This is a genomic window from Facklamia sp. P13055, from assembly GCF_050409445.1.
Classification (GTDB): Bacteria; Bacillota; Bacilli; order Lactobacillales; family Aerococcaceae; genus Facklamia.
On record NZ_JBNUPL010000014.1, the window covers coordinates 1 to 11,650 of the forward strand.

Sequence of the window (11,650 nt, forward strand, 5' to 3'; positions counted from 1 at the left end):
AGTTTTATCCCGCAAATTTTTAAAATTTCAGGACATTTTCATTTACGGTTGACATTCCTTTAAGATTACCTTCATCATCGGTAAATTCAAAAGGTGCATAATCAGAAGCAGTTATAATAGAATAGGTTTCTTGGTTGGATGGCTATTTATTTTGAGCATTAACCGTAAATCCACTTATTATTACACTCATTAATAGTGTGGCTAAAACCGGCCACTTTTTTATCAGTGGTTGAACAATTTTTTCACATTATTACTTCTTATCCTATAATTGCATAATGAATCTTAATCAACATCAAAAGTTTTACATTATTATATTATAATACTAATATGATGATATTGCTTAAAACTCTCTTTATATTAAAAATATAAGCGACTAGATATTAAAAATAAATTTACCTTTAACAGGCCAATAAAAATCAACTTCGCTCTGAGCAATGAACGATTTTCAGCTAATAGTGCTTCCTATCCTGTTTGGATGGGTGCAGGGCCTAAACTTTTCAACGCGTTTTCCTTCCATCATTCTGAACAAGAGTTACTTAAGGCAACTATTTAAAACGAAAACTATACAACTACAGACATCTCAAAAACAAGAGATGTCTGTGACTGTTTACTGATAATACTGTGCTTGTGCTTGCCACAACTCCTTGTATTTACCTTCTTGGTGAACCAAGTTTTCATGACTACCTCTTTGAACAATTCGTCCTCGATCAAAAACGAGAACTTCATCACAAAAGCGGCAAGAAGACAAACGGTGGGAAATATAGAAGGCTGTTTTATCCCTTACAATTTGGGAAAAATTTTGGTAAATTTCAAATTCAGCCACCGGATCTAAGGCTGCCGTCGGCTCGTCTAGAATAAAAACTGGCGCATCTTTATATATGGCACGGGCCATGGCAATTTTTTGAGCCTGCCCACCAGAAACATGGACCCCCTCAGGATCATACTCCGTGCCTAAATATGTTTCAATTCCTCTATCAAGCGTTTCTACAAAATCGTTCAGACCTAGTTCTCTAAGCGCATTATTTACTTGATGGCGATCATAATCTGGTCGAACTGCAATATTTTCTGCCATAGAAAGTCCTAACAACCGGAAATCTTGAAAAACTACGGAGAATAATTGGTAAAATTCTTTTAAAGCGTATTTATCGGCATCAATTTTATTCAATAGAACTTTTCCTTGAGTAGGTTCATAAAGTCGCATCAACACTTTTATGAATGTCGTCTTACCGGATCCATTCTCTCCAACAATCGCATAGTGTTTGCCCACTTCAAACGTTTCAGTAATACCCTGTAAGGTTGCTTGATCAGCACCTGGGAAAGTGAAAGAAAGGTTCTTTACAGTCAATTGGTAATCATTATCCAGTCTTTTTTCAATCGGAAGAGAACCTTTGGCTTCTTCATCAGGTAAATCCATTAATTCATAGTACCTTTGCATGGGAGCTGTTTGGGCAAAAATGTTTAAAAACGCCATGGCTTCAATCAAAGACACCATCAATTGGTTGATCCCTCCAATCATTTGAACAACCAAGCCTACCGATAAATTCCCAGAAATAACACGTACCCCAATTAATAAATAAATGGCTCCGGTGACAAGTTGTGAACCCACATTGTTGATTAAGCGAACTTTACCAAAGCCTCCATAGTACACTCTCTCAAACACCTTATATTCATCCAAATACCTTTGCGTATGCTGTTTAATTTTATCTTGTAAATGATACAGTCTCACTTCTTTCCCAGCTTCTACTTCACTCAGGTTATGAGCCAAATAATTAAAGGCATTATTCGTCTTAAGTAACCAACCGGATAACTCGTCCACTCCTTGCATGGTTTTTTGAGACCAAATTGTCTGAAGCGTGATGACTACTATAATAAGAACAATGAGTATACCATTTAAACTATAAGGATGAAACCAATTGAAAGGATACCCTTTATCCAATTGCCACAAAGGCGTTAAAAGAATAAGGGCAAAAACAATTTGAACGAGAGCTTCCACTAATAAGTAAGTGTTATGATAAATAACTTTGAAACTGGAAGCATTTTGAATTTGATCACGGTTTATTTGGTGGATTTTTTCCTTAATCGTCGCCTCATCCGCATAGTGGAAATTCATGACCAGTAATTTTTCGTTAGGTAAAGCCGTTATTTTACGCAGTATGGCTTGATGTTTTTTGTCGACCATTGGTTTTAACCAATGGACCAGCGTATTTAAAATTAAAAAGAGCACGAGGTATTGAGCAATTAGCTGATAGACGTGGTCGAAATCTTTGGCTGCTAAATGAGTTAGGATTTGAGCAATGTAGATGAAATTTAAGAAAGGAATGGCACTAGAAAAAATACTGATTACTAACTTATAAAGAAGCCCTTGCTTACCGTACTGCCAGATATCTTTAAATGTTCTTAGAAATAATTGGCGCTTGGTCATTAGATTAATCCTCCTTGCTCACTAAGTTCTTCACTCTCAGGCTCTGTGATCTTCTCCCGATAATAATAAGCTTGCGTTTCAAACATATGATAATAAGCGCCCTTTTCTTGCATTAAGTCTTTGTGACTTCCCTCTTCTGCTACTTGCCCCTTATGTAAATATATAATTCGCTCACAAAATTGGGTCGAGGCTAGACGGTGGGATATAAACAGGGCGATCTTCCCTTTCGAAAAGGCTAAATAATTCTGATAGACTTCACTCTCACTAATCGGGTCAAGAGCCGCTGTCGGTTCATCAAGCACTAATATTGGAGCTTTTTTGTATAAAGCTTGCGCTAACTTTAATTTTTGTAATTGTCCACCGGATAACTGCATGCCTTCACTATTTACTTCACGAACAATGGCAGTTTGATCGCCCTGAGGCAAACTGGCCACCACTTTAGCCATACCACTTTGATTGAGCACTTGGTGGTAACGAAGCGCATCTTCCTCATATCCTTGAAGAATAGTGTCTTTGATCGTAAACGTAAAAAGATAATTATCTTGAAAAACAGGCGCAAACAGGCGGTAATAATCTTCAATAGCAAATTTACTTCGATCAATGCCATTGATTAATACTTCACCATGATCGGGTTTTAAAAGTCCTAGCATTAATTTAATTAAAGTGGTTTTGCCTGCTCCATTTTCACCCACGATAGCTAGCTTTTCATTAGCATGAATCTTTAAATTGAAGTTGTTAATAATCGGTCGGTTCGCATTCGGATAAGTGTAGGTCACATTACGAAACTCGATTGTTTTAATTTCTTGTGGTATTGCTTCGTGCGGCTGGTGGTTCAAGACGGGTCTCTGGTTAAAATAATAATACAGAGCCATTAACTTTTCATTTTGTAAGAAAAAGGTGGCGCTCGCATTAATAAAGTTGGTTAAACTGCTTGCCATCATGGTTACCAAGCTCGCATAAATCAAAAAGTTTGACGGCTCCATTTGGCCTGCTCGAATCTCTTGCACACTTTGATGATATGCAAGGCCCATCATGATCACTAGCATGCCCATTACATAGAGCCCTTCAATCCGTTTCCATTTATTCTCAGGGCGCACAATCCTTTCATAGTCTGCCCAAAGTTGATCGAAAATGTCCTTAAACCAAGCGCTCATGGAATAGAGTCGAACATCTTTAGCCACTCGTTGATCTCCCATCGTATGATTCAAATAGCTAAACTTCGTATTATTCTTGACATGAAGGGGACGATTAGCCTTTAATAATTTATTTTGGAAATGCTTGATTACCAATAAGCCACTGATCATCACGACCAGTAACAAGAGAAAGATACTAGACAGTTGAGCTAAAACATTGATGTAGATTAAAACGGATAGCAAGGCAATCATCACTTCAGCAGAGTTCGCAATGATACCACCCAATGCTTCCTCACTATGGTCTAAACACCGTGACGCATTATCAAAGAGTTTAGCGGCATCTGACCCGACTAACAGAGGATAATCCAATCTTGCTCTTTCTGCAAAAACATCATTAAACATATGTATGTGAAATGATACTCTATGCTTTTCTATGGTAGTCAATACAAATGTTTTTAAAGCTTCCAAAACAATTAATCCACCGATGACTCCTAACACTTGCTTTGAAAAGGATAAGAGGTCACTTTCTTTCATTAATATAGAAATAAGATGGACCGATACAAATAGTTGATAAAGGGGGGTCATAATTCTTAATACAATATCGAGGAAATAATAAAAGAAAAAACATTGATCAAATTGCCACAAAAGAGTGACTAAAAATTTTAAAGTATGGGTGCGGTCTCTCATTGCAATCACCTCTCCTTTTCTTGACAATATTATAGAAGGAAAATGCACCTTCAAAACAGAAAGTGCATCAATGGTTCTAATTTTGACATGAGTGGTCATTTTGCAAAGGCAAGGTAACTTCTGTCGCAAAAACCCCTTCTTCCCATTGTCTATTAACAATGCCTTGATTTTTATTGACTGCCGCATCAATCCGTTTTAACCCAAAGCCTTGCCGGTTGAGCGCTTTTAAAGATAAGAAGTTCTGTCTGGGTCTTTGAGCCATGGAGTTTTGAACGCTGATATAAAAAGTGTTTTTTAAGGGGGCAATGTATAAACGGATAAAGGCCGGCTGCTTATCCTTTGCATGAATGGTTGCTTCAAGTGCATTGTTTAATAAATTCCCTAAAATAACGGCTAAATCCGTCGAATGAATACTTAGATTTTTAGGGGCGATTGCGTTGGCATGAACGTCGACTCCCTTTGCTTGAGCCCGAGTCAACTTGGTATTAACCAAGGCATCAATTAAGGTGTTTCCGGTCCGAATAATCGTATCCACTTGATTCATTTCATTCGTTAGTTCTTGCAGATACTGATCCAAGGCTTGATAGTCTTGACTGGTTAAATAGGCTTGAATGACTTGAAGATGATTGCGGTAATCATGCCGGATACCCCGCATCTGCCGGTAGATTGACTCGACTTCCAGTGCATAGTCATCCAATTCCTTTTGCTGAATTTGATGAAAACGCAAATCCAATCTTAAACGGTAGATATACCACAGACTCAGCAATAAAACAAAAAGCACTAAGCTTACTAACGCTTTAACCATAAAAGGCACTTCCTTTGTAATGATCGATAAAAGCCTTTTGAATAGTCTTGACTGAGCGACGCGAGAGAGGAACCTTTGCACCAGAAGAAAGAATGACTTCTTCTTTCCCAATACTCTCAACATGATTCAAATTAACTAAATAAGAACGATGTGGTGCTACAAACCGTTGGTCTAAGTCCTCTTTAAAACGAGCTAAGGCCCCTGTTATAAAAAGCTCTTGGTCTAATAAAACTAACCGCAACTCACGTTTATTAACCTCAACCAGGATCAAATCATCAAGTTCCAAGACATGTTGCTTTCCTATCAGGTCTTCAACTATCAGAAAACGTTCAGATTTCGGTTGAATCAGCAGATATTTAGAAAGTGCCCGCTCTATTGCTGTTGTATTAATCGGCTTTAACAAAAAATCTAGCGCATCTACTTGGTAGCCTTCCACAGCATATTCCGCATAAGCCGTAGCAAAAATAATTTTTAAATAAGGGGCCTTTTCTTTTAATTGATGGGCTAATTCCATGCCATTGATTTCAGCCATTTCAATATCGAGAAAAGCGATTTGCCATTCTTGATGGTCTTCTAAATGAAATAAAAAAGCCTCGGCGGATTCATAACAAGTAATAATCGGCTTGATATGGAGTGTTTGACACGCTGCTTCAATCATTCGTGTCATGTTTTTTCGTTGAATCGCTTCATCCTCTGCTAGGACTATCTGAACAATACGCATAACTACCCTCCGTCGTCAATTTTCTCTTATTATAGCAAATAATTGAAAAAAGATTAAAAACGATTACACATTTAAAAATTAAACAGTAATTGTTTTGATTGAAGCATATCATTCTTATTTTATTAAATATTATGGTTTACTAACTATGTACGTTACTTTGGCAAAAGAAAGGAATAGTATGTTAAAAGACTTACCAAGACTTTATCAAATTATCTATTATATCAGCTCCATGTCCCTATCAATTATTTTGTTCACGTTAAAAATACTCTATAGTAACTTTGATCAATACAAGCTCAATCATTTTCATGTTATATTGATTGTCCTCGTGGTCCTATTCGTTTTAGGTCTTTTAAGTAGATGGCTCTATGCCCATTTGAAAAAGCAATACGCCCGTAAAGCCTATATTCAGCAAGACCAATATCATATAGAAGACTTTACCAAAGATAAAATCACCGATATCAATGGTCAACCCGTCTCTTTTTTGATTTCCAATGTGACGACGGTCTATATGATTCAGTCATTCACATGGCCTTCTGTATTAGCCTACCTATTTATTCATTTAACTTTATTTACAATGATGGTTGAAGGTGAGAGTTTGCAGCCCAACCCTTTCTTTCTCCTGTATGGTTTAAATATTTACAAAACTAAAAATAACGATTTTCTGTATGACTTTAACGAACCCTTCGAACATAATGCTATCTTAAAGCTAAATGACAACAAAGATTGCCGCTCCTATTTAGTTGGGTCGATTGACTTGAATGCTAAGAAAAAATAGTCTCTCCTATAAAAAAAGTTAGACACTTTAGTCTAACTTCTTTTATAGTTTTAGTATTTTTTAAATTAAATCTTTGTCAAATCGCCTCTTCTCAGTTACCCCTTCAAGCGATTATTCGAACTGTTTTGCTTTTAGGCTACTAATTATTCAACAACTATAAATATTTTATGAATTATTTAATCCTCTTTCTTTTGGAATAAATCTTTTATTTTTTCCCAGACTGAAGGTTGCGATTCTTCTCGCTCGAGTTCTGGCTCTTCTTTGTCTGCTTGTATTTTTTCTGTCTTCAAGACAAACTGCACGGACTTGATTTTTCCATTCTTGCTTGAAGCGTAAGAAATCGGTTGATTGGCATTTCCTGTCAGTTCAGAAAGAGTCGCATCAATTTCTTGCTCTACTTCTTGATCTAAGCCGGCTGTTTTATTCTTAAACTTATTAGAACCTTGCTTTAGTTTGTCGCTGCCCTCATATAAATCATTAGAAGCGTTAACTAATCGATTCAAATTAGCGTCTAATGAAGAACTGCCTTCCACTAATGAAGCGCTGCCCTCACTTAAACTTCTAATACCATTTAAAATAGCTTGATGACTGGACACAAGCTTTCCAAGAGATCCCGTATAATCCTCGAGTCCTTGATCAAATTGAGTATATTTAACTGCCAAATCTTCCACACCGCTACTTAATTTAGGTAGTTCAGCTACTAGCTCATCTGAAGTACTAACCATTGCTTGAATGGCTGCGTGAAAGTCTGAATAAGCAGTCGTCAACTCTTGACTACCTGCTTGTAGTTGCATAGTTGAGCTAGAAACTGTCTCTAAATATTGGGCTGTGGCATCAATCATCGCATTGTTAGCCGCAAGTACTTGTTCCAAATTCGCTGCTTGTGTCTGAGCAATGACTTGATCAAGCTGAGCAGCTAGCTCTTCCTTATTCTCAATTTCTGAAGCCCTGATTTGAGAAGCGACACTGGATAAGGATAGGTTTAAATTGTTTACGGCTTGCATTCCATTATTATTGCCTGCTTGCAATTGCTGCATGTCTAAACCATTCTGTCCTAAAGCTGCTGTATATTGCTGGTAGCCTACACTTTGATTCAATTGGGTAATCCCACTATTTAACTCCCCTATTCCGGCTTGCATTTCGATCGATGCTTGATTTAATTGTTGCAGCTTACCTAACTTTTCTGCTAGCAAGCTTAATTGATCATTCGATGCATTGATTAGTGCTTTAAATTGATCCGAACCTTGTCTCAATTCTTCGGAATGACTATCGAGCTCCACTAATCCGGCATGCATTTGCTCAATCCCTTTTTTTAGCGTGACAATTCCGTTATTTACCCTGACAGCTCCTTCTTCTAAACGCTGACTACCACTTGCTAATTGACCAGACCCTTCACTTAATTGCAAAGCTCCATCTTTTAATTCGCCTGCCCCCTCATCTATTTGCTTAACACCACTTTGTAATTCTTCAATTTTTTCAAGCAAGTTGGCATCTTCCAAATCAAATCCCAAATTGATATTGATACCATTAATAGCGATTGGCTCCATTTCAAAATTTTCTACTTTAGCCTTGATTGAAAAATTGGCACCTTGTTTAGGTAAAACAGTATAAGTTAATTGTTTGTTTTTCCCCACATTAGCGATAGTTGCTTCTTCTGCTTGAATAGCTTTTACTTTTTCAGTATCAAAAACTAAAGTAGCCTGAAGACCATAATTATTAAAAAAGAAAGGATCCACTTGTTCATTTTCTTTAATCCTTAATTGTATTTCCAAATCGCCTGATTGACCCACCAAGTCTTGAGCGCTTACTTCTTGTTGATTAAGTAAATACTTAATCGAAATTGCCCATGGTAGTTGTTGATTATTTAATTTCCCTTCATAATACAGCTTATCTTTACCATTCGTAAAGTCGACCTTTCCCTCCTTTAGCTTCAACTCAGTCTCCGATGTCATATTTCTAACCTCAGTATAGTCACCGTAATCGGTAATATCCCCTTCCTGATCAAAAATATTAACTATATAGGCATCATTAAGACTTCCGTCATAATTTAACAGTCCATACACAACCTCCTCTTTAGCTAAATTCACTTCCCTTGCCAAAACATTGGGTAAACTGCTGCTTAAAATATTCATAATAACTATTCCACTTACCAATTTATTGATTAATTGAGTCTTCATATTTAGTGTTCCTCCTTCACGAATTTTAAACCATAAGTTAATTTTTCAATCGGCTTGTCAAATAAATAAAGCAAACCAGGTAAAACAAAAAGGACAATTAAAATAGAAAAGACTGATCCCCTAGCTAGCAGCCTTCCTAATTGCATTAAAATACCGTGGGTCGTTATATAACCAAGTAGTGACCCTACTAAAACAATGGCAGATCCGGATGTCATAATTGAAACCGTAACATTAGAAATCGTTTCGATAATGGCTGCTTTTCTCTCAAGCCTTTCACGGTTTTCTAAATATCTTCTTGCCAGCAATATGGCATAATCAACAGTAGCCCCCAATTGAATCGCTCCTACAAGTAAATATGAAAAATAAAAAAGAACCTGATCAGTGAAATAAGGAGTGGCTAAGTTAATCCAAACAGCTGTTTCGATGGATAAAACCAAGATGAATGGAATAATTATTGATTTGAAACTAATGGCTAAAACAATGAATACAGCAGCTGTTGAGATCAAATTGACGCTCAAGTTATCCTTTGTTATGGTATCCATTAGGTCGTAAGTACTCGCACTTTCTCCCGCCAAATGGGCTTGATGAGGGTAGAATTTATCAGCTGCCTCACGTATTTCCTCAACTAAGTTAAAAGATTTTTCTCCTTCATATTCCGAATCAACTGTTAGAATCATTCGACTATAGTTTTCTGATTCTAATAGCTTTAGGGTCTCTGCATCTAAAAACTCTTTTGGGATTTCAGGCCCAACGGTATCTACATAAGAAATGATCTCCTTGACCTCAGGAATTTTTTTCAACTGATTACTCAGAGCGATTTCTTTAGTCTGCTCACCTTTAGGTACAATTAAAACCATCCGATTGGACTGACCAAAGTGTTCCTTGATTTTCGCAGAATCTTGACCCAGTTTTGTCTCTGGTCCAAATATATGTTCAGGGCCGTAATAGTAGTTATTTTCCTTTTGCGCTAAAAAAGAAGGAACTACCAAAATAGCAAAAACAACTACTAATGGAAACATCATTTTAGTAACGCCCTTACCTAATCTTCTAAATTGTGGTAGAAGTGGTTGATGTTTCGTCCTTTCCATTAAACGGTAGGTTTTTATAACCAAGACTGGTAATAAGATAAAAACAGTAAGTAAGCTAATCACAATCCCTTTAGCTAAGGCTATACCTAAATCAGGGCCAATTTTAAATTGCATTAAGGTCAATGCAGCAAAACTAATGCCGGTGGTCAAGCCACTAGAAGCGATCGAACCACGTGATTGACTTAAAGCTTTGACCATCGCTGCCTCAGCTTCCATACCTAGCTGCCGATTTTCTTCAAAACGATGGAGTAAAAAGACCGAATAGTCAAGCGATACTGCTAAGAGCAAAATATTGCCAGCACCGCTGGTTACAAAGGAAATGGTACCAAAAAGCAAGTTTGACCCAGCATTTAAAAGAATTGATACCCCAATCGTTAACAATAAAATAAGGGGCTCAAACCAATAATTGGTCGTAATTAATAAAATAACTAAGACAACTGGAATCGTAACCTTAATGATTTTACCGATTTCTTCAACCGTGGATTCAGCTGCAACTGCCGTGTTAACCGCCGCTCCCTCCAAATATCCCCTATTTCCTATCAAATCGCGCAGAGCATCAACCGCTTTTATTCGCTCTCTTTCATCGATAGTAATTGAATACAATGCATTTTGGTTTTTATAATAAGCCTCAACAAGCTCTTGATCATATTGATCCAATGGTTCCGTTATGTTAACAGTGTCATCTAACCAAAGGACCTCATCCACTCCTTTAATTTGACTAATTTTATCCTTAAATGCTAACGCTTGAGGAATGGTTAGGTTCTCTAGCATTAAACGCGCATTAGGGACTTGACCTTCAAACTCTTCCTCCATCATTGATAAAGCTTGCGTAGAAGGACTGTCTGAAGGAAGATAATCATTCATATCATAGTTCACCTGTACTCTAGGCACACTTAATAGACTTATTACAGAGCCAATCATAAAAAAGAACAAGACAAGCTTGTCATGCTGCAATATCTTTCTAAATACTTTTTCCATACTTCCTCCTTAAATAAAAATATTGTCGTTAAATAGGATTGTTAAACGACTACTTTTAGAGTATATTAGAGCTAGATATATTAGACAATGTTCAATATAAGGACAGTTGACCTATTTTTAGACATTTTATATTATTTGTCCGATTGTTCATTCAAGGAGGAAGTATGAAAAAAGAACGAATTACAACAACAATGACGAAAAGAGCTTTAGCTGATTCTTTAAAGAAACTAATGAATAAAAAAGCCTTAGACAAGATATCGATTCGTGAAATTGTAGAAGACTGTGGCGTCAACCGCAAAACATTTTATTACCATTTTACTAATATCTACGATTTACTCAACTGGATGTTTGAAGATGAAGCGATTGAACCGATACAAAAATATGACTATTTTACCGAATATGATGAAGTGGTGCGCTTTGCCATGAACTATGTGGAAGAAAATGAACACGTAGTTAGCTCAGCCATCAATGCCTTAGGTAGAGATGAATTGAAAAAATTCTTCTATAATAACTTCATTGAAAATATGCGTAATATTGTCGATGACATTTCAAAAGAGATGGTCATTCCTGAAGATTATAAGGACTTCCTGATTGACTTTTATACCGATTCCTTTGCTTCCCTACTGACTAATTGGACACACAACAAGGATAAAAAAGATAAGGAAAAATATATTGAATACATCTCTATTACCCTCTTTGAAGGAATACGTCCTGATCTTGAACGGACACATGAACACTTTGCTAATCAGTAACTATTAAAAACCCCTGAAGTCAGATTGGACTGATCTCAGGGGCTTTGTTTTCTTAATAAAAGTTATTTGATCTTTACTCGCCAGAAATATACTCGAAACCGTCAGTTATCAG

General features: G+C 36.7%; 8 protein-coding genes. 2 read left to right on the forward strand and 6 right to left on the reverse strand.

The features are described 5' to 3' along the window. Positions 1-607: 607 nt before the first annotated feature. The 4 genes from ACQV2O_RS06165 to ACQV2O_RS06180 all read right to left on the reverse strand — a co-directional run bounded on the left by ACQV2O_RS06165 (position 608) and on the right by ACQV2O_RS06180 (position 5,768). Positions 608-2,422 (reverse strand): ABC transporter ATP-binding protein, encoded by a 1,815-nt coding sequence (locus ACQV2O_RS06165; RefSeq protein WP_428875264.1) that lies wholly within the window; start codon positions 2,420-2,422, stop codon positions 608-610. Next, positions 2,422-4,242 (reverse strand): ABC transporter ATP-binding protein, encoded by a 1,821-nt coding sequence (locus tag ACQV2O_RS06170; protein ID WP_428875291.1) that lies wholly within the window; start codon positions 4,240-4,242, stop codon positions 2,422-2,424. The genes ACQV2O_RS06165 and ACQV2O_RS06170 overlap by 1 nt, the downstream gene beginning before the upstream one ends. A 76-nt stretch (positions 4,243-4,318) precedes the next feature. Next, positions 4,319-5,047 (reverse strand): sensor histidine kinase, encoded by a 729-nt coding sequence (locus ACQV2O_RS06175; protein ID WP_428874110.1) that lies wholly within the window; start codon positions 5,045-5,047, stop codon positions 4,319-4,321. Continuing rightward, the gene (locus ACQV2O_RS06180; RefSeq protein ID WP_428875265.1) at positions 5,040-5,768 is read right to left on the reverse strand and encodes a LytR/AlgR family response regulator transcription factor; all 729 of its coding nucleotides are present in this window, start codon (positions 5,766-5,768) and stop codon (positions 5,040-5,042) included. Before ACQV2O_RS06180 ends, ACQV2O_RS06175 begins: the two co-directional genes overlap by 8 nt. Before the next feature lie 178 nt (positions 5,769-5,946). Here ACQV2O_RS06180 and ACQV2O_RS06185 point away from each other — a divergent pair, with 178 nt between their 5' ends. After that, positions 5,947-6,543, forward strand: a complete 597-nt coding sequence (locus tag ACQV2O_RS06185) for a hypothetical protein (RefSeq protein WP_428875266.1) — start codon at positions 5,947-5,949, stop codon at positions 6,541-6,543. A 176-nt stretch (positions 6,544-6,719) separates the two neighbouring features. Here ACQV2O_RS06185 and ACQV2O_RS06190 read toward each other — a convergent pair whose 3' ends face one another. Beyond that, positions 6,720-8,720: a hypothetical protein gene (locus ACQV2O_RS06190; protein WP_428875267.1), complete on the reverse strand. Its 2,001-nt coding sequence runs from the start codon at positions 8,718-8,720 to the stop codon at positions 6,720-6,722. A 2-nt stretch (positions 8,721-8,722) separates the two neighbouring features. Continuing rightward, entirely contained in the window at positions 8,723-10,786 is a 2,064-nt protein-coding gene (locus tag ACQV2O_RS06195; RefSeq protein WP_428875268.1) for an efflux RND transporter permease subunit, read from the reverse strand. Between the two features lie 164 nt (positions 10,787-10,950). On the opposite strand from ACQV2O_RS06195, the gene ACQV2O_RS06200 reads away from it, so the two are divergent. Continuing rightward, on the forward strand, positions 10,951-11,538 hold the full coding sequence (locus ACQV2O_RS06200; protein WP_428874105.1) for a TetR/AcrR family transcriptional regulator C-terminal domain-containing protein: 588 nt from the start codon (positions 10,951-10,953) through the stop codon (positions 11,536-11,538). Positions 11,539-11,650: the final 112 nt, after the last annotated feature.

What these genes read in the sequence shown, in the direction of transcription:
- ACQV2O_RS06165 (WP_428875264.1), bottom strand. Translation starts at nt 2,422, where the DNA reads ATGACCAAGCGCCAATTATTTCTAAGAACATTTAAAGATATCTGGCAG.
- ACQV2O_RS06170 (WP_428875291.1), bottom strand. Translation starts at nt 4,242, where the DNA reads ATGAGAGACCGCACCCATACTTTAAAATTTTTAGTCACTCTTTTGTGG.
- ACQV2O_RS06175 (WP_428874110.1), bottom strand. Translation starts at nt 5,047, where the DNA reads ATGGTTAAAGCGTTAGTAAGCTTAGTGCTTTTTGTTTTATTGCTGAGT.
- ACQV2O_RS06180 (WP_428875265.1), bottom strand. Translation starts at nt 5,768, where the DNA reads ATGCGTATTGTTCAGATAGTCCTAGCAGAGGATGAAGCGATTCAACGA.
- ACQV2O_RS06185 (WP_428875266.1), top strand. Translation starts at nt 5,947, where the DNA reads ATGTTAAAAGACTTACCAAGACTTTATCAAATTATCTATTATATCAGC.
- ACQV2O_RS06190 (WP_428875267.1), bottom strand. Translation starts at nt 8,720, where the DNA reads ATGAAGACTCAATTAATCAATAAATTGGTAAGTGGAATAGTTATTATG.
- ACQV2O_RS06195 (WP_428875268.1), bottom strand. Translation starts at nt 10,786, where the DNA reads ATGGAAAAAGTATTTAGAAAGATATTGCAGCATGACAAGCTTGTCTTG.
- ACQV2O_RS06200 (WP_428874105.1), top strand. Translation starts at nt 10,951, where the DNA reads ATGAAAAAAGAACGAATTACAACAACAATGACGAAAAGAGCTTTAGCT.